The following is an 18,429-nucleotide window of genomic DNA, read 5'->3' as shown; positions in this document are numbered from 1 at the left end:
GGGGGAGGGACATGGCCACCAAACTTATTCTATGCGATTGCGAAGGGTCGCAATCCGTCGATGCCGAGCGGATCGGATCGGCTTGCGATCTGGAGTGTTCGAAGGTTCACACTGGACTGTGTACGCGCGAGCTTGGTTTGATGGCCGATTTTCTGACAGGCGAAGACCTGGTGCTGATTGCCTGTGGGCAAGAGCAGGATGTGTTTCGGGACCTTGCCGAGGATCTGGGTGTTGAATCGCCCGCTTTTGTGGACATTCGGGATCGCGCGGGCTGGTCAGAGCAGGCGCAGGATGCGGGCCCAAAAATGGCTGCTCTGGCGGCCGAGGCCATGATCCCGATGCCAATCACACCCAGCGTGGATGTGATAAGCGAAGGGACCTGCTGCATCATCGGACCCTCTGAAGTTGCGTTCGAACTCGCGGATCGTCTGGCCGGCGTGCTGGCCGTGACAGTTCTGGCAACTGATGGTGGCCATCCCACGACCCGGTCTTTTGACGTGGTTCAGGGGCAGGTGCGGTCGGTCACTGGCGCGTTGGGAGGATTTACGCTGCGGATCGACCAGCTGCAGCAAATGGAGCCTGGGGGTCGCGGCGCTTTCGCCTGGTCCGATCCGCGTGATGGGGCCAGATCCGCCTGTGACATTCTGATTGATTTAGCAGGTGGCACGCCGCTGGTTCAGGCCCCTGCCAAACGCGAAGGGTATCTGCGGGGTGATCCGCGCGATCCGTTGGCGGTCGCGCGCCTGGCGTTTGACGCGGCGCAACTGGTGGGGACGTTTGAAAAACCGCTCTATGTGCGGCTTGAGGAAACGCTCTGCGCCCATTCGCGCGCCGAACAGGTCGCCTGCACCAACTGCCTTGATATCTGCCCAACCGGGGCGATCACACCAGCCGGAGAGCATGTCGCAATCGACCCGATGATCTGTGCGGGTTGTGGGGCCTGCGCGGCCTTGTGCCCTTCGACCGCGATCACCTACGAGGATCCGCCGGTATCCGCGATCCTGTCTCGCATGCATGTTCTGGCGCGCACCTATCGTCGGGCCGGTGGCAGTGCACCGCGCTTGCTGGTGCATGATGCCCATGGGGCTGAGATGATCCGGTTGGCCGCGCGTTTTGGCCGTGGCCTGCCCGCCGATGTGATCCCGATGGAGCTGAGTGTCATCTCAGGGTTCGGCCATGCCGAGATGTTGGCAGGTCTGGCCCACGGGTTTGCGCGGGTGGACATCCTGCTTGCGCCAACGACTGAGCGGGATGCACTGGATCGGGAACTCGCGCTGGCTTCGGCCATCGCCACAGATGCCGGTCTGAGCTTTATTGATGAGGCCGACCCGGACGCGTTGTCTGATCTGCTATATGCGCAGTCTGTTCCGGCACCGCTGACAGACCCTGTGTTGCCCCTTGGCAATCGCCGACAGATCACGCGGCTGGCGGCACAAGCGTTGAACCCAATGATGGAAGAGCCGCTATCCTTGCCAGAGGACGCCCCATATGGTGCGGTTGCGGTGGATACGGATGCCTGCACCTTATGTCTCAGCTGTGTTTCGCTGTGTCCCTCGGGGGCATTGATCGACAATCCGGACAAACCGCAACTGAACTTTCAGCAGGATGCTTGCCTGCAATGTGGCCTATGCCGGAACATTTGCCCCGAGGATGCGGTCACACTGGTGCCGCAGCTGGATCTGAGCGACACGGCCCTGTCTCAGCAGGTGTTGAACGAAGAAGAACCTTTTGCTTGTGTCGAATGTGGTGCCCTGTTTGGCGTGAAATCGACGGTGGAACGCATCATGGAGAAGCTTTCGGGCACGCATCCGATGTTTGCCTCGTCCGAACAGGCACGGATGATCCAGATGTGCGACAATTGCCGGGTCGGCGCGCAATTCAAGATGGAGGACAATCCGTTCCAGTCCAATCCCAAACCTCGGGTGATTACGACGGATGACTATTTCTCCAAGCGGAAGGATCATTGATGCTGCAGCGGCTTGCCAAGATCCGCCGCTTCAATGATCGAAACAAAGGCCAAGATGGCGTCGAGGTCGTCCAATGTCATCTCAACCGGATGAATGGGCGATGGGCGCGCCGGATCAAAGGGCGGCGTCAGCCCATCGATCTGAGTGAAGGCAGGGTGAGGGTTCAGCGCAAAGAAGGCCTGAAACCGTTCATCCCAATCCGGAAGGCTGCGCAAAACCGCAAAAGAGGGAGTCGAGCCCAACCCGTTCATCCGGTTTTTTGGACCGATCACGTGACAGCGGCCACAATGGGTCATCGAAAGTTCTTCGCCCAGGGTCACGTCACCATCGGTTGTCGTTACGCTACCGGTGACGGCGACCTCAAAACTGGCGCTAAAGGGCGCGCCCTGATCAGGCGCAAAGCTTTCGACTGTGCGTTTCCCGATGTCGGATGTCAGCCAATCCCGGAATCGGGCCTGCCGGGGGTCGTCCTGAATGCTCAGATGGTAGATCACACCTTCGCGGGCAAAGACCGGATCACCAGTTGGACCCGCCGTCAGCGACATAACACCGCTTTCGTCCGCAATAACCCGTATCCCGGTCTTGAGCGAAAAGCGTGGAAGAATATGTTGCAACAGGCCGGTGTCTGTCACCTCGGACGGGGCGGCGAGGCCGATGGCCTCTTGCGACCCGGAAGGGGTGGCGGTGAGCGTCAGGCTGAGGCACAACAGGACAAAGCGCATGGCCAAACCTAACGGCCAACAGGCAAATGCGTCAAATGAACCAGGAAAGACGGAGACAGGTGCGATGAAATGCAGCCATGCGATGGAGCAGGTTTTGGGGATGAAAGCATGAGTGTCCGTGACGCGGTTCTGGCGAACCTGAAAAAGATCACTGACCCGGTCTCCGGTCAGGATATTGTTAGCGCAGGGGTTGTCCGTGCACTGAATGTCGAAGGCGATACCGTCCGGTTTGTCATCGAGATCGATCCCAAACATGCCGAGCGTATGGAACCCGTGCGCGCGGCAGCCGAACAGGCCGCACAGATGGTGGATGGGGTCGCCAAGGTCTCGGCCATGATGACCGCGCATTCCGATAAGGCCCCGCCGGATTTGAAGCCCAAGCCCAAACCTTCGCAAACCGGTCCGCAGGCAGTCCCCGGTGTGGATCGGATCATCGCCGTGGCCTCGGGTAAGGGCGGGGTGGGTAAATCCACCGTATCCGCGAACCTCGCCTGTGCTCTGGCTGCCGAAGGCCGGCGGGTGGGTCTGCTGGATGCGGATGTCTATGGCCCGTCTCAGCCTCGGATGCTGGGCGTGTCAGGACGCCCGGCCAGCCCCGATGGTAAGACGATCCTGCCGCTACGCAATCATGGTGTCACCATGATGTCGATGGGTCTAATGACCAACGAAGGGCAGGCGGTTGTCTGGCGGGGCCCTATGCTGATGGGCGCGCTGCAACAGATGATGAGTCAGGTGCAATGGGGTGCCTTGGATGTGCTGATCGTCGACCTGCCTCCCGGCACCGGCGATGTGCAACTGACACTCAGCCAGAAATTCCAGGTGGACGGCGCGATCGTTGTATCGACCCCTCAGGACGTAGCCCTGATCGACGCCCGCAAAGGGATCGACATGTTCAATCAGCTCAAGACGCCGATCCTGGGGATGATCGAAAATATGTCGACGCACATCTGTTCGAATTGCGGGCATGAGGAGCATATCTTCGGCCATGGTGGCGTCGCGTCAGAGGCCGAGGGCCTAGGCGTTCCGCTGCTTGGGGAAATCCCGCTGCATCTGGACATCCGACTGGCCGCAGATGGCGGCGCGCCGATCGTGGTCAGCAAACCAGACAGTGCGCAGGCAGAATCCTTCCGCAAGATTGCCCGCGACCTGATCGCCAAAGGTAACGCATGACCGATCCGGTCTTCCCTCCGCTACTGACCGGTCTCGCCGCGAAGGGGGGCGAGGATCCGTGCGAAAAGGCACAGGCCATGGCAGCCCTGGGCTGTGATGCGGGCACGGTGATTTACAACATTCAGGCCGACCGCCTGCGCGTGGCCATCGTGTTCGCGCCCGAGGTGCCGTTGCAGGACGCGATGGCGATGCTACCGCTCTGTGCTGTTGGGTTTCAGAACGCTTTGGGCGCGCTGGCCCCGCCCGAAGTGGCTGTGCATCTGGGGTGGGATGGGCTGATTTGCGTGAACGGCGCAAAATGCGGGCAGTTCCACGTCGCGGCCTCGTCCTCCGATCCCGCGCAGATGCCTGACTGGCTGGTGATCGGATGGGAGCTGGCACTGCTGCAAACCAGTGATGTACCGGGGAACACGCCTGATATCACAGCGCTTTACGACGAAGGTTGCGCGGATGTTTCAGCGACCCAACTTGTGGAGAGCTGGTCGCGGCACATGCTGACCTGGCTCAACCGCTGGCAAGAGGATGGCAACGCGCCGTTGCATGGTGAATGGCTGGGCCTTTTGCGCGGAGTGGGGGAGCCTCTCACCGATGGGGGCGTCTTCCTAGGTACGGATGAACGATTTGGCATGTTGATCCGGTATGGTGAAGAGACCCACCTGCGCCCGCTGACAGAGCTATTGGAGGCAAACCAATGAAACTCGCCCGCGCGATCCATTTCGATGAAAGCGATATGAACGTGTTTCATTCCCCTGCGCGGACCGGGGAATGGTGCATCTCGGGCGGGTTCGAGTTTTCGAACTGGGGGCAGGGCGATCTTGAAGGGAAATCCCGACAAGCTTTTGCCAATGGTTGGTTGGGGCTGGAAACCTTTGGGCGCGTGACCTTTGTCGCGGTGACCCAGATTGAAGCGGCAGAAAAAGATCAGATCATTCAGAATCTGGCCGAGCATTTCGTGCAGTTCTACGGTGCGCCTTCAGTCGAAGCGGCACATGGCGTGGCGCAATCGGAAATCGATCATATGTCGGAGCTTTGCGAGGACCACGCGCCAAACACGCTGTTGACCGTCGCACGCGAGCTGACGGAAAGCGGCGTGCATGAAGCGTTTCGGGTGATCACACCGCAAGAGACGCATTTAGAGGCGCTGGCCGTGCATGGGTCGCTTGACGATTAGACGTTGTCGACAAAACCACCGAACTGACCGCGTTTAAAGATCAGGCCTTTGCCAGTGCGGTACATCACCTGTTCGACCTGACCCACAAGGATCAGGTGATCCCCGGCTTCATGTTTGGTGTGCAGCTCGCAGTCGAACCTAGCCAGACATTCGGCCAGTTGCGGGCGACCGGCTGCGTCCAACTCCCACTTGGCATGTGAGAAATCGGTGCCGTCGCGGGCGAATTTTAGCGCGGCGTCCTGTTGTTCCTGCGCCATGACGTGGATCGCATAGTGCTGGCAGGAATTGAACGCGTTAAAGCGAAACGAGTCTTTGGCCAGACACCACAGCACCAAAGGCGGATCCAGCGACACGGATGCAAATGAGTTGACCGTAATCGCACGGGGGCCGTTTTCCGTATGTGTGGTGACAACCGTAACACCGGTCCCAAAACAGCCCAAAGCCGCGCGAAAATCGCTGCTTTGATCTGGGCCGGGGATAAAGGTCTTCTCGGTCATCGTACGCTCTTGTCTTCGCCGCGCCTCAGGTGCCATGCAGCAAAGGCTTTGTCCATCAAAAGCTTGCCCCGGCAGTCGTTCAGCCCGAAAGCCGGATCAATGCGTCAGCAGGCGAATTGGGAGATCTGGTAGGCCCGGCAGGACTTGAACCCGCAACCAAAGCGTTATGAGCGCTCTGCTCTAACCAATTGAGCTACAGGCCCGCCTGAGCGCTTTGAGTATCACGGTGAACGCCCGCGTCAAGCCTGACCGTTGCAACAAGACGCACAATCGACTAACCCGCCCGAAAAGCATTCTTAAGGGACCTACCATGACAGCGGGCAAGAACGGAATCACCTATGCCGATGCGGGTGTGGATATTGATGCAGGCAACGCTCTGGTCGATCGGATCAAACCCGCCGCCAAGCGGACGAACCGCCCCGGTGTAATGAGCGGTCTGGGCGGCTTTGGTGCGCTGTTTGATCTAAAGGCAGCGGGCTATGACGACCCCATCTTGGTAGGCGCGACTGACGGTGTCGGCACCAAGCTACGCATCGCGATTGATACCGGTGTTGTCGATGGCGTTGGCATCGATCTGGTCGCCATGTGCGTCAACGACCTGATCTGTCAGGGCGCTGAGCCTTTATTCTTCCTCGACTATTTCGCAACCGGCAAGCTAGACACGGATACTGCTGCAAGGATCATCGAAGGGATTGCCGAAGGTTGCGCGCAGTCAGGTTGCGCGCTGATCGGTGGCGAAACCGCCGAAATGCCGGGTATGTATCCCGATGGCGATTTCGATCTGGCTGGCTTTTCAGTCGGCGCGATGGAACGAGGTGCTGATCTGCCTGATGGCGTTCAGGCGGGTGATGTTCTGCTGGGGCTGGCCTCGAATGGGGTGCATTCCAACGGCTACTCTCTGGTCCGCAAACTGGTTGAGATTTCGGGTTTGGGTTGGGACGCAGACTCACCCTTTGGTGGAGGTGCGTTGGGTGAGGCACTGCTGACGCCGACGCGCCTTTATGTAAAACCCGCCTTGGCTGCGATCCGGGCAGGGGGCGTTCATGCGCTGGCCCATATCACAGGCGGTGGCTTGACCGAGAACCTGCCGCGCGTTTTGCCCGAAGGATTAGGGGCCCAGATTGATCTGAATGCATGGGATCTACCTCCGGTTTTCAACTGGATGGCTGAAACCGGCGGGATTTCTGAGGCTGAGATGCTGAAGACCTTTAATTGCGGCATTGGCATGATCGTGGTTTGCGCGGCCGACCAAGCAGACGCGCTGTCAACTTTGCTGACGGATTCGGGTGAGGACGTGTCGCGTATCGGCACTGTCACCGACGCGGAAGGCGTGGCCTATTTAGGCAAACTGCTGTGAGCCACAAGCGCGTTGCGATCCTGATCTCCGGTGGCGGGTCCAACATGGTGTCGCTAGTCGACAGCATGACCGGCGACCACCCGGCGCGTCCCTGTCTGGTCTTGTCCAATGAGGCGCAGGCGGGCGGGTTAACGAAAGCCCGGGATCGTGGCATTGCAACCGCTGTGGTGGACCATCGCCCCTTCAAGGGCGACCGTGCCGCTTTTGAGGCTGAGCTTTTGAAACCACTGGAACAAGCGCAGCCAGACATCGTGTGCCTGGCAGGGTTCATGCGGGTTCTGACGGCCGATTTTGTATCACGCTTTCAAGGCCGGATGCTAAACATCCATCCGTCGCTGCTGCCCAAATACAAGGGCCTGAATACCCATGCGCGCGCCATTGAAGCGGGGGATGCCGAGCATGGCTGCACCGTGCATGAAGTGACCGCCGCATTGGATGACGGCCCGATCCTTGGTCAGGCACGGGTTGAGGTTACACCGGGCGATACACCCGATGATCTGGCTGCACGGGTATTGGTGTGGGAGCACAAATTATACCCCGCAGTGCTGCGTCGTTTCGCGGATGGCAACAGTTCACCCCTTATGCTGCCCTGATCGCCCCTGAGTGATTTACAGATCCCTAAAATTCGTCCTATGGTCGCATCTATCGCTCGGGACGCGGAAAAACGGGCAGTCACATAAAGAACAAGAGCAAGAATAGTACGGCGCATGAAAACCCTGACGACGACGCAAGAGCTGGCCGAGTTTTGCTCGGCTGCTGCAGGCTATCCCTATGTCACAGTAGACACCGAGTTTTTGCGCGAACGGACCTATTACTCGAAACTTTGTCTGGTGCAGCTGGCCGTGCCGTCAGAAGATGAAGACAGCGCCGTTCTGGTCGACCCATTGGTGGATGGTCTGTCGCTTGAACCGCTCTACGATTTGTTTCGCGATGAGAATGTGGTCAAAGTTTTCCACGCCGCCCGTCAGGATCTTGAGATTTTCTGGGTCGAGGCAAGTGTTTTCCCGACGCCCTTGTTTGACACGCAGGTTGCCGCAATGGTTTGCGGCTTTGGCGAGCAGGTGGGGTATGAAACCCTTGTACGCAAAATCTGTAAACAGGGTGTCGACAAGACGTCTCGCTTTACCGATTGGTCGCGGCGGCCGCTGACGGATGCGCAAAAAACTTATGCCCTGGCGGATGTCACGCATCTGCGGAAGATCTATGAACATCTGGCGGCGGAACTTGAAAAGACCCGGCGCAGCCACTGGGTCGCGGAAGAGTTGCGCACCCTGACTCAGTCGCAGACCTATGACATACAGCCCGAAGATGCCTGGAAACGGGTAAAGACGCGCACCAATTCGGCCAAGTTTCTGGCCGTTGTGCGAGAGCTGGCACAATTCCGCGAGGCGTATGCACAGGAAAACAACGTGCCGCGCAATCGGGTGTTCAAGGATGATGCCCTGATTGAGTTGGCCTCGACCAAGCCCAAAACGCCCTCTGATTTGGGTGGCTCTCGCCTCTTGCTACGCGAGGCGCGCAAAGGTGCGATTGCCGACGGAATTCTGGCTGCGGTGAAACGCGGCGTGAATTGCCCGGCGGACAGGTTGCCCAAAGTTGATAACTCGCGGGACAAACTCAAGGTTAACCCTGCGCTGGCTGACCTGTTGCGCGTGCTCTTGAAATCAAAGACCGAAAGCTCTGGGGTGGCGGCCAAGCTGATCGCAACAAGTTCGGAACTGGATCAGATCGCGGCGGGCGAGCGTGAATTGCCCGCCATGTCCGGATGGCGCTTTGAAGTTTTTGGTGAGGATGCACTGAAACTTTGCGAAGGTAAGATCGCGCTGGCCGCCAAAGGGCAAAACGTCAAAGTTGTCTCGCTTTAGGCACGGTTAGCGTCGGCGCGATTCCAATGCGTTCTGCTGTCCGACCACGCGCACCAGGCGAATGCCATCCAATTCCTGCGTCGAGACATTGATTGCATCCGACACCATACGCGTCCGCTCAGACCCTTGCGGTGTCTGGGTTTTGGGATAGTCGACACGGAAGGTGTATTCCAAGATGCCGTTCTTCTGGTTCTCTTCCGACTCCACCCGGACCAACCGCGCATCAAACGCACCCTGCCGGATTGCCGTGCCTGAGGCATAGACGATGGCGCCCGACGGGATCGGTTCGATACGAAGCTCATCAACCTTAGCAATAGGAACGCTGGTATCTTCTTCTTCGGGACGAGCAAACAGACCACCGCCCTGACGCTCCTGCGGAATCAGTGCATTTGCCTCTTCGGCAGGAGGGGCTTCAACCGGGGTCGATCTGCTGCCGCCGAACCAGTTTGACGGGTTGACCCGCGAATCCCGCCAGCCGCAGGCGGACAGGGTCAGTGAGACGACGACAAGTAGGGACAGAAGTTTCAGCATGGACCCACAGCTTTATGATGGCAGTTCAGCCAATGGGTTAGCGCAATTTCCACGCCTTGAAAAGCCACGGCAGGGGCTGGACAGCGATGATGCCTGAGCTTAGGTCACAATTGTGAAGACAACGCAAGGATCGCCCCGCCATGGCAACGCCCGCCTTTGAAGAAATCGTTGAGGATTTTGAGTTTCTCGAAGACTGGGAAGACCGATATCGCCATGTGATTGAACAGGGCAAAGCGATGGAACCGTTGGATGACGCCTTCAAGGTGCCATCGACCAAGGTGGATGGATGCGCCAGTCAGGTCTGGCTGCAACCAATGATCGAGGATGGCACGTTCCATTTTGATGGCGACAGCGACGCCTTGATCGTGCGGGGACTGATCGCGGTATTGCGATCCTTGTATAACGGTTTGCCTGTGGCCGAGGTGGTGAAGGTGGATACAGGGGGTGAGTTGGCCCGTCTTGGCCTGCATGATCACTTGTCTGCACAACGTTCAAACGGTTTGCGATCGATGATCGAGCGCATCCGAGAAGTCGCACAACAAAACCTCTGATAACCTCCCTTAGCGGTTGGCCCAGTCATTTAGCGTGACTTCAAGATCGCCATAACCGGTCAGACGACGCTCGAACGCCAACCCCATTTTTTCGGCACATGCCCGGGCGCGTTCGGTGAGGACCGGATCATCCGTCTGAGCCTGATAAACCAGTTTGGTGTAGTTTCCGAAATACATATCGCGTAGTTCTGGGTGACGGTCCAGGCCCAGCGGTTTCCAGACAAAGGCGTCGAACTGCCGGGCCAGAAAGTCCGTCAGGTAAAAGGCCGTTGTTTCATCATCGCCGCGGTCGGCAAAGATCTGATTGCCTTCAAAAAACGAATAACAATGAGGGCCTTTGATCATCTCGACCCCCAGCTCTTCGCAGGCTTTTTGCAACAGCCCTCCGGTGCCGCAATCTGCGTAGACGACAAAGATCTGGTGATAGTCATTGCGGTGTTTTGCCACCGAATCTTCGACTGCCTGAGTGATGCGGTCAGGGTGAATATGCAGGATCGCGGGCAGGCAGGTCAGGGCCATGTGGTCCCAGCCGTTGCGTTTTTTCAGGTCCAGAATCTCACGCGCCAGAGCCCCGCACGCGATCAGCAATATCTGCTGCTGGCCATCGTTCTCGGAATATCCATCGGTGGTCAGGCTTGCGTCGTCAGGTAAAGTGTTCTGTGGCATGGCTTTGAACCCGTCAGCTTCTGGATAAAAGAATGATCTTTCGTACAGGAAGGCAAGTCTGCTGCCGACCTTCTGCCTATGGCCACCGACGCGTTTGCTGCACAAACTGATGACAGACCAGGGACGTGCCACTGCCGCGCATAAAAAAGCCGCCCAAGATCGGGCGGCTTTGTTTTGGATTGCTTTGCCGGATCAACCCGCCATCTGATTGTGCTTGCGCGAAACAAACTCCTTGGCGGTTTCAACAGCAACAGCCGCATCACGGCAGTAGGCATCAGCGCCAATGGCCTTGCCGAATTCTTCGTTCAACGGCGCGCCGCCGACCAGAACGATATAGTCATCACGCACGCCTTGCTCGACCAATGTGTCGATCACGACTTTCATGTAAGGCATGGTTGTGGTCAGCAGGGCGGACATGCCCAGAATATCGGGCTCTTCGCTTTCCAGCGCTTCCAGATAGTTTTCGACCGGGTTGTTGATGCCGATATCGACAACTTCGAAACCTGCGCCTTCCATCATCATCGAAACAAGGTTTTTGCCGATGTCGTGGATGTCACCTTTGACGGTGCCGATGACCATTTTGCCAACGCGCGGCGCACCGGTTTCGGCAAGCAGCGGCTTGAGGATAAACATGCCGCCCTTCATAGCGTTCGCCGCCAGAAGAACTTCGGGTACGAAGAGAATACCGTCGCGGAAGTCATGTCCCACGATGGTCATGCCGCCAACAAGCGCTTTGGTCAGAATATCGTACGGCGCCCATCCGCGTTCCAGCAGGATGTTCACACCTTCTTCGATTTCTTCTTTTAGGCCGTCATAAAGATCATCGAACATCTGTTCGACAAGTTCATCGTCATTCAGTTCGGACAGGACGATATCTTCTTCATCAGACATGGGGCGTTTCCCTGAGCTGTGTGGGCCAATGGCACCAAGATGGCATTTTTTCCGTTTTGGCCAAAACGCCGCAGTTTGACTGTGACGATTGCGACCTCAGTCGTTTCGGGACCGACCTATAAGATAGAAATTTGCACAGGGCGACTGAATTTTCTGCAAGATCATTCTGCATAATGTTCAGATTGTTAGGCAAATTCATCTCGATAATTGGCCACGGCACTATTCAAGCGCTCTTGATGGATCTGCGCTCTTTGCGTATCGTCGAGATGGGAACAAAGAGCGAACAAATGGTCGATCAATCCAGGATACGGGGGCGAGGAACGGCATCAAATGTTGCCGGGCGCTTCGAACGTTTTACAACGTTGGAAACCGACGACGGATGGCCTCAGGACGACGATCTTCCTCCGCTTCGCACCGAAGTTCGGGCGGAGGTTGCGCGCAGTATCATTTCCTATAACCGGTCCCCGGATTTGCCTTTTGACCGGTCGATCAACCCGTATCGCGGGTGTGAGCATGGCTGTGTCTATTGCTTTGCCCGGCCAAGCCACGCCTATCTAGGGCTGTCCCCTGGGCTGGATTTCGAAACTCGCCTGATCGCGCGCCCGAACGCGGCTGACCTGCTGCGGCAAGAGCTTTCGGCGCGCAGATACCGCGTGGCAACAATGGCGCTGGGTACGAATACCGACCCATATCAACCGATCGAGAAAACCCGTTTGATAACAAGAGGCTGCCTTGAGGTTTTGCGAGATTTCAACCATCCGTTGGCGATTGTGACCAAGGGAACGCTGATCGAGCGCGATCTGGATGTTCTGGCTCCGATGGCCGTGCGTGGGTTGGTACGTGTCGGCATATCGCTGACGACGCTGGATGCGAAACTGTCGCGCCGGATGGAACCTCGGGCCCCATCGCCCAAGCGACGTTTGCAGATGATAGAGCGGCTGACCGGGGCAGGTGTACCGGTGCGGGTCATGACCTCTCCGCTTATCCCCGGATTAACCGATCATGAACTGGAACAGCTGCTTGAGGCGGGACGGGATGCCGGGGCCGATACTGCCAGTTGGATCATGCTGCGCCTGCCGCGCGAAGTTTCGGTGCTGTGGAAGGATTGGCTGGCGCAACACGAACCCGCCCGCGCGGAAAAGGTCATGTCGCGCCTGCGCGAAATGCATGGTGGGCGGGAATATGATCCGCGTTGGGGCCATAGGATGCGGGGCGAGGGCGAATATGCCGAGGTAGTCGCGCAAAGGTTCAAACTGGCGGTCAAACGATTGGGGTTGCGCATAGAAGGGGCCCCTTTGCGGACGGACCTATTTTCCAAGCCACCGCAGGCAGGCGATCAGCTGAGCCTGCTCTAAAACAAAACGCCCCGGATGATCCGGGGCGTTGCTTGGGTCTGATGCTTAGCGCTTTTCGATATCCACGTAGTTGCGGTTCGTCTCACCCAGATACAACTGGCGCGGGCGACCGATCTTGTTCTGTGGATCGGCGATCATCTCTTTCCACTGGCTGACCCAACCAACGGTGCGCGACAACGCAAAGATCGGCGTGAACATTGATGTTGGGAAGCCCATCGCCTCGAGAATGATGCCCGAGTAGAAATCGACATTCGGGAACAGCTTCTTCTCGGCAAAATACGGGTCTTGCAGAGCTTCTTTCTCAAGCTCTTTGGCAACCTGCAGTTTCGGGTTGTTTTCAACACCGAGCAGATCCAGAACTTCATCCGCCGACTGCTTCATCACCTTGGCGCGCGGGTCAAAGTTTTTGTAGACGCGGTGGCCAAAGCCCATCAGGCGGAACGGGTCGTTCTTGTCCTTGGCGCGGGCGATGTATTCCGGGATGCGATCGACGCTGCCGATCTCTTCCAGCATTTCCAGACAGGCTTGGTTCGCACCCCCATGCGCCGGCCCCCACAAGCAGGCGATCCCGGCTGCAATACAAGCGAACGGGTTAGCACCCGAAGACGAGGCCAGACGCACGGTCGAGGTTGAGGCGTTCTGTTCGTGATCCGCATGCAAGGTAAAGATACGGTCCATCGCGCGGCTCAGGATCGGGTTGACCTCATACTCTTCAGCCGGAACAGCAAAGCACATGCGCAGGAAGTTCGATGCGTAATCCAGATCGTTACGTGGATACACGAAGGGCTGACCGATATGGTACTTGTAGGCCCAGGCCGCAATCGTCGGCATCTTGGCGATCAGACGATGCGATGCGACCTCACGCTGGTGCGGGTCCGAAATATCGGTCGAGTCGTGGTAGAAGGCCGACATGGCGCCAACAACACCCACCATAATCGCCATCGGATGCGCGTCACGGCGGAAGCCACGATAGAAATACAGCATCTGTTCGTGCAGCATGGTGTGGCGCGTGATCGTGGTCTCGAAGGTTTCCAGGTCTTTGGCGCTCGGCAGCTCTCCATAAAGCAGCAGGTAGCACACTTCGAGGAAATGGGATTTCTCGGCCAGTTGGTCGATCGGATAGCCCCGGTGCAGCAGCTCACCTTTTTCGCCATCGATATAGGTGATGGTGCTGTCGCAGCTTGCGGTTGAGGTAAAGCCCGGATCATAGGTGAATACACCTGCCTGACCGTACAATTTGCGGATATCGACAACGTCAGGCCCGGCCGTCGGTGAGTGAACCGGCAACTCATACTCTTTTCCATGTACGGTCAGAGTGGCTGTTTTGCTGCTATCAGTCATAATTGTCCCTTCTTCATTCGTGCGCAGGCCGGATCGTCGCCGAACCATGCGGGCAATGACTGCGCGCGGGCGCGCAGTCCGGGTGTTAGCGGAGCAGCGTTACCCGTTTATGAAGATTGGGTTTATGTCGCTGCCTCAGAAAGCCGCGCCAGGGTTTCATCGCGTCCCAGCACAAGCATCATGTCAAAAACCGAAGGTGTGACGGCCCGACCTGCCAGAATGGCCCTGAGTGGACCTGCCAGCTTGCCGAACTTGAGTTCCCGTGCCTCGGCAAAGGAATTCAGCGCCTCTTCCAGCTCGTTTCGCGACCAGCTAACATTTTGCAGCTGCGGCGTCAATTCTTCCAGTATACCATCGGATACATTTGTGAGTGCCTTGGCCGCCTTCTCATCTGGAACGATAGGGCGTTCAGTCAGAACAAAATATGCCTTTTCAAGGAGTTCCGGGAAGGTTCGTGCGCGATCCTTCAAACAAAACATTGCCCGTTCAAGATCACCCGATTGTGTCTGTGTGAGAGCGGGCAGCGCAGCAGCGGCCAGATACCCTTCGATCTCATGCCGCAGTGCAGTATCGTCAGAGATCGCAATGTGCTGCCCACACAGATTTTCCAGTTTTTTCAGATCGAAACGCGCCGGGCTTTTGCCTATGCCGTCCAGATCAAACCACTCTTTAGCTTGCGCGTCGGTGAAAAACTCGTCATCCCCGTGGCTCCATCCCAGACGCGCCAGATAGTTGCGCATACCGGCAGCGGGATAACCCATCGCCTGATACTCCTGCGCACCCAACGCTCCGTGGCGTTTGGACAGTTTCTTGCCGTCCTGCCCGTGGATCAGCGGGATATGCGCCCAAACGGGGATTTTCCAGCCCATGGCCTGGTAGATCATCATCTGACGCGCGGCATTGTTCAGATGGTCGTCGCCGCGAATAACATGGGTAACGCCCATATCGTGATCGTCCACCACAACGGCCAGCATATAGACTGGCGTGCCGTCAGAACGCAGCAGGACCATGTCGTCCAATTGATCATTGCGGATCGTCACATCGCCTTGCACCTGATCGCGGATTACCGAGGAGCCGTCCTGCGGGGCCTTTATTCGGATCACAAAGGGCGCATTCGGGTGGGTTGCAGGGTCGGCATCGCGCCAGGGACTGCGGAACAGGGTTGATTTGCCCTCGGCCCGGGCCTGCTCGCGAAAAGCAGCGATTTCGTCCTGGGTTGAGAAACACTTATACGCCTTGCCTTCGGCCAGCAATTGATGCGCCACCTCTGCGTGGCGTGCAGCACCTTCGAACTGAGAGATCACATCGCCATCATGATCCAGCCCCAGCCAGGCCATGCCCTGCAGGATGGCGGCAGTTGCTTCCGGTGTCGAACGCTCGCGATCCGTATCCTCGATTCGCAGCAGGAACTTGCCGCCACGCCCGCGCGCGTAAAGCCAATTGAACAGCGCGGTGCGCGCGCCACCGATGTGCAGAAAGCCGGTGGGCGAGGGGGCGAAACGGGTGACGACCTGATCGGACATTGTATGGATTAACCTTTTGGTAACCGTGTCGGGCATAGTTTGGCGACTGTCTAACGAGCCCGAAGGACGGGGGCAACCATGCGTGTTCTTGCACGGGCCCAGGCCGCGCTGCTGAACCAGACGGGGTTCTTGTTTCCCTGGTCGCCGGTGTGCCTTGCGGTTGGGATTGGCCTCTATTTCGGACTTCGGTTCGAGCCGGACTGGACGGTCTATATCAGCCTTTGCGGCCTTGGTTTGGGGCTGATCTGGCTGATCCGCGTGCTCCCTTCGGGTTGGGGATCGTTGGCAATCGGGGGGGCGCTGGTTGTGGCTGGCTTCGTGTTGGCTGGCACCCGCGCTCATATGGTGGCGGAACCGGTTCTGTCATGGCGCTATTACGGCCCTCTCGAGGGGCGCGTGGTTGCCATAGACCGGTCTGCCTCGGATGCGTTGCGATTGACGCTGGATCAGGTGCGATTAGGGGACGTGCCAGACGACCGGCGGCCGCAGCGCATCCGCCTTTCTATCCATTCCGGCATCGCCGCCGTTGCGCCCGGGCAACGGATCATGACCACCGGCCATCTGTCACCGCCGCAAGGCCCGGTCGAACCCGGAGGGTTCGATTTCCGCCGCCATGCCTGGTTTCTACGCTTAGGCGCAGTCGGATACACACGTGTCCCGGTCCTGACCATCGCCCCGCCGCAGGATGCGCTGGATGGCGTTCAGATCACGGCGATCCGGATGGTGATCTCGGGCCATGTACGCAGTCTCCTGCCGGGTGAGGTCGGCGGGTTCGCGGCCGCCGTCACAACCGGTGATCGCAGCGGCATGGGGCAGGCGTCACTTGATGCGTTGCGGGCGTCGAACTTGGCGCATTTATTGGCGATCTCCGGTCTGCATATGGGGCTGCTGACCGGATTTGTCTTCGTGGCCTGCCGGATCGGATTGTCGATGATCCCAACCCTCGCGTTACGGATGCCAGTGCGAAAACTGGCGGCCGGATGCGCTCTGGTGGCCGCAGTTATTTACCTGATGCTGTCGGGGGGCAATGTGGCGACCGAGCGGGCGTTTATCATGGTCAGCGTCATGTTCGGGGCCATTCTGATCGACCGCCGGGCGATTTCGTTACGGGCGGTGGCGGTGGCTGCGCTGATCGTGTTGATCTTGCGCCCTGAGACATTGCTCGGCCCCGGTTTTCAAATGTCGTTTGCTGCCACGACCGCGTTGGTGGCGGTGTTTGGTAAGTTGCGCGATTATGGCCCAACACCGGGCCCGAAATGGCTCAGGCCCATTCTGGGTGTGCTGTTGTCTTCCGCCATAGCAGGTCTTGCCACCGCCCCGATTGGGGCGGCGCATTTCAACACCATGTCGCATTATGGGCTTTTGGCAAATCTGTTGTCCGTGCCCGTGATGGGGACGGTTGTTGTGCCTTCTGCCGTGGTTGCTGCGTTGCTGGCGCCGTTTGGTCTGGACTGGATCGCACTCGAGGTCATGGGGATTGGGCTGAGCTGGATTTTGTTGGTTGCCGATTGGGTCTCGGGCCTTGATGGGGCGCAAGGCTACGTCGTCAGCCCGCCTTGGTTCGTGTTGCCTGTCATTGCCCTGGGTGGGCTTTGGCTGGCGCTTTGGCAGGGGCGGATGCGCTGGGTGGGCCTTGGCCCCGTGGCAGCGGCGTTCATGCTGTGGACCTCGGATCATCGCCCCGAGGTTTTGATTGCAGAATCCGGCGGCCTAGTTGGTGTCATGACTGAAGAGGGCCGGGCGCTGAGCAAGAAGAAAGGCAGCGGCTTTGTCGCAACCGTCTGGCTGGAGAATGACGGCGACGGGCAGGATCAGGGGCAGGCGGCCGGGCGCTGGCCGGGCAAGGCCGATCTGATCCAGCGTATCTCCGTGCAGGGGACAGAGGTTGTTCACATCACCGGTAAACGGGCTGCACACGGATTTACGGAATGTGACGCGAACCAGATTGTCGTCTCGGCGGTAGAGTTGACCATCCAGGGCGATTGCGGGGTGTTTGACCCGGATCGGCTGTACCGCACAGGCAGCCTGTCCATCTCGGATGGTAATGTGATCACCAGTGCCGATCTGACAGGGCATCGGCTCTGGTCCCCGAAATTTACCGGGGACCGTGACAAGGCAGGCAATCAGTAGCTGCGGATCAGTCCGACCAGACGCCCCTGAACCTTAACTTTGTCTTCGGGCAGAACGCGCGTTTCATAGGCCGGGTTTGCGGCTTCAAGCGCGATGGCATTGCCACGGCGGAAGAAGCGTTTCAGCGTCGCCTCCTGATCCTCGACCAGTGCAACCACGATATCGCCATTGTCGGCAGTCGACGTTTCCCGGATGATGACAACATCTCCGTCATTGATACCAGCGTCGATCATTGAGTCGCCTTGCACTTCCAACGCGTAATGCGACCCTTGGCCGGATACCATCGGACCAGGCACGGCCACGCGGTGCGATTCGTGGCTGATGGCAGCGATCGGTACACCAGCAGCGATGCGGCCCATGACCGGCAATTCCAGCGCATCGACCGAGACCGGTTCGAAATTTGCAGGGCGCGGGCCTTCGGGCTTGTCGCCTTCGATGACCCTTGGGGTAAATCCGGTCGTGGGTTCACCCCCAAGGCTTTCGGGCAACTTAACGATCTCAATCGCACGGGCTCGATGCGCCAGACGGCGGATAAAGCCCCGCTCTTCCAGCGCTGTGATCAATCGGTGGATGCCGGATTTGGATCGCAGATCCAACGCGGCCTTCATTTCGTCGAAACTGGGAGGAACGCCATCCCGCTGTACGCGTTTGTGGATGAATTCCAGCAAATCCAACTGCTTCTTGGTCAGCAT

General features: G+C 58.4%; 18 protein-coding genes and 1 tRNA gene. 10 read left to right on the top strand and 9 right to left on the bottom strand.

Annotated features, from left to right (window positions below):
- Window positions 1–11: 11 nt before the first annotated feature.
- Window positions 12–1,967, top strand: a complete 1,956-nt coding sequence (locus ACR0DH_RS12030) for a 4Fe-4S binding protein (protein WP_480549039.1) — start codon at window positions 12–14, stop codon at window positions 1,965–1,967.
- Here the strand turns inward: ACR0DH_RS12030 and ACR0DH_RS12025 are convergent.
- A complete protein-coding gene (locus ACR0DH_RS12025) occupies window positions 1,961–2,689 on the bottom strand; it encodes a hypothetical protein (RefSeq protein ID WP_480541240.1) in 729 nt (242 codons plus the stop codon). The genes ACR0DH_RS12030 and ACR0DH_RS12025 overlap by 7 nt on opposite strands.
- A gap of 108 nt (window positions 2,690–2,797) precedes the next feature.
- Here ACR0DH_RS12025 and ACR0DH_RS12020 point away from each other — a divergent pair, with 108 nt between their 5' ends.
- From ACR0DH_RS12020 to ACR0DH_RS12010, 3 genes are read left to right on the top strand one after another with little or no spacing between them, the layout of a single operon-like run.
- Complete coding sequence (locus tag ACR0DH_RS12020; RefSeq protein ID WP_170532826.1) at window positions 2,798–3,859, top strand: Mrp/NBP35 family ATP-binding protein; 1,062 nt, start codon at window positions 2,798–2,800, stop codon at window positions 3,857–3,859.
- Window positions 3,856–4,554, top strand: coding sequence for a biotin/lipoate--protein ligase family protein (locus ACR0DH_RS12015; RefSeq protein WP_480549041.1), 699 nt, complete (start codon window positions 3,856–3,858; stop codon window positions 4,552–4,554). Before ACR0DH_RS12020 ends, ACR0DH_RS12015 begins: the two co-directional genes overlap by 4 nt.
- Complete coding sequence (locus tag ACR0DH_RS12010; protein ID WP_480549043.1) at window positions 4,551–5,030, top strand: DUF6505 family protein; 480 nt, start codon at window positions 4,551–4,553, stop codon at window positions 5,028–5,030. Before ACR0DH_RS12015 ends, ACR0DH_RS12010 begins: the two co-directional genes overlap by 4 nt.
- Here ACR0DH_RS12010 and ACR0DH_RS12005 read toward each other — a convergent pair.
- Window positions 5,027–5,527 carry a flavin reductase family protein gene (locus ACR0DH_RS12005; RefSeq protein WP_480549045.1) on the bottom strand — a complete coding sequence of 167 codons (501 nt, stop codon included), beginning with the start codon at window positions 5,525–5,527 and terminating at the stop codon, window positions 5,027–5,029. The two genes, ACR0DH_RS12010 and ACR0DH_RS12005, sit on opposite strands and share 4 nt — an antisense overlap.
- Before the next feature lie 126 nt (window positions 5,528–5,653).
- Window positions 5,654–5,730 (bottom strand) — tRNA-Ile (locus ACR0DH_RS12000).
- Between the two features lie 107 nt (window positions 5,731–5,837).
- On the opposite strand from ACR0DH_RS12000, the gene purM reads away from it, so the two are divergent.
- The 3 genes from purM to rnd all read left to right on the top strand — a co-directional run bounded on the left by purM (window position 5,838) and on the right by rnd (window position 8,749).
- Entirely contained in the window at window positions 5,838–6,884 is a 1,047-nt protein-coding gene (gene purM, locus ACR0DH_RS11995) for a phosphoribosylformylglycinamidine cyclo-ligase (protein WP_480549047.1), read from the top strand.
- Window positions 6,881–7,477 (top strand): phosphoribosylglycinamide formyltransferase, encoded by a 597-nt coding sequence (gene purN, locus ACR0DH_RS11990; protein WP_480549049.1) that lies wholly within the window; start codon window positions 6,881–6,883, stop codon window positions 7,475–7,477. The genes purM and purN overlap by 4 nt, the downstream gene beginning before the upstream one ends.
- Before the next feature lie 114 nt (window positions 7,478–7,591).
- A complete protein-coding gene (rnd, locus tag ACR0DH_RS11985; RefSeq protein ID WP_480549051.1) occupies window positions 7,592–8,749 on the top strand; it encodes a ribonuclease D in 1,158 nt (385 codons plus the stop codon).
- 6 nt (window positions 8,750–8,755) lie between these two features.
- Here the strand turns inward: rnd and ACR0DH_RS11980 are convergent, their stop codons facing one another.
- Window positions 8,756–9,280, bottom strand: a complete 525-nt coding sequence (locus tag ACR0DH_RS11980) for a hypothetical protein (protein WP_480549053.1) — start codon at window positions 9,278–9,280, stop codon at window positions 8,756–8,758.
- Between the two features lie 140 nt (window positions 9,281–9,420).
- On the opposite strand from ACR0DH_RS11980, the gene ACR0DH_RS11975 reads away from it, so the two are divergent.
- Window positions 9,421–9,831 (top strand): SufE family protein, encoded by a 411-nt coding sequence (locus tag ACR0DH_RS11975; RefSeq protein WP_480549055.1) that lies wholly within the window; start codon window positions 9,421–9,423, stop codon window positions 9,829–9,831.
- A gap of 9 nt (window positions 9,832–9,840) precedes the next feature.
- Here ACR0DH_RS11975 and ACR0DH_RS11970 read toward each other — a convergent pair whose 3' ends face one another.
- Together ACR0DH_RS11970 and ACR0DH_RS11965 are read right to left on the bottom strand one after the other, a co-directional pair.
- Window positions 9,841–10,497: a DUF1638 domain-containing protein gene (locus ACR0DH_RS11970; RefSeq protein ID WP_480549057.1), complete on the bottom strand. Its 657-nt coding sequence runs from the start codon at window positions 10,495–10,497 to the stop codon at window positions 9,841–9,843.
- 192 nt (window positions 10,498–10,689) lie between these two features.
- Window positions 10,690–11,388 (bottom strand): corrinoid protein, encoded by a 699-nt coding sequence (locus ACR0DH_RS11965; RefSeq protein WP_480541258.1) that lies wholly within the window; start codon window positions 11,386–11,388, stop codon window positions 10,690–10,692.
- 287 nt (window positions 11,389–11,675) lie between these two features.
- Here ACR0DH_RS11965 and ACR0DH_RS11960 point away from each other — a divergent pair, with 287 nt between their 5' ends.
- Complete coding sequence (locus ACR0DH_RS11960) at window positions 11,676–12,743, top strand: PA0069 family radical SAM protein (RefSeq protein ID WP_480549445.1); 1,068 nt, start codon at window positions 11,676–11,678, stop codon at window positions 12,741–12,743.
- A 45-nt stretch (window positions 12,744–12,788) separates the two neighbouring features.
- Here the strand turns inward: ACR0DH_RS11960 and gltA are convergent, their stop codons facing one another.
- Entirely contained in the window at window positions 12,789–14,084 is a 1,296-nt protein-coding gene (gene gltA, locus ACR0DH_RS11955) for a citrate synthase (protein ID WP_480541260.1), read from the bottom strand.
- Window positions 14,085–14,206: 122 nt separating this feature from the next.
- A complete protein-coding gene (gene gltX, locus ACR0DH_RS11950) occupies window positions 14,207–15,607 on the bottom strand; it encodes a glutamate--tRNA ligase (protein WP_480549059.1) in 1,401 nt (466 codons plus the stop codon).
- A gap of 78 nt (window positions 15,608–15,685) precedes the next feature.
- Here gltX and ACR0DH_RS11945 point away from each other — a divergent pair, with 78 nt between their 5' ends.
- Window positions 15,686–17,737, top strand: coding sequence for a ComEC/Rec2 family competence protein (locus ACR0DH_RS11945; RefSeq protein WP_480549061.1), 2,052 nt, complete (start codon window positions 15,686–15,688; stop codon window positions 17,735–17,737).
- On the opposite strand, the gene lexA is transcribed toward ACR0DH_RS11945, so the two are convergent.
- Window positions 17,731–18,429 carry a transcriptional repressor LexA gene (gene lexA / locus ACR0DH_RS11940; protein WP_170532872.1) on the bottom strand — a complete coding sequence of 233 codons (699 nt, stop codon included), beginning with the start codon at window positions 18,427–18,429 and terminating at the stop codon, window positions 17,731–17,733. The two genes, ACR0DH_RS11945 and lexA, sit on opposite strands and share 7 nt — an antisense overlap.

It is taken from the genome of Ruegeria sp. I1 (assembly GCF_056532675.1).
Note: the sequence above shows the minus strand (reverse complement) of the source record. Positions and strands in the feature narration are given on the sequence as shown.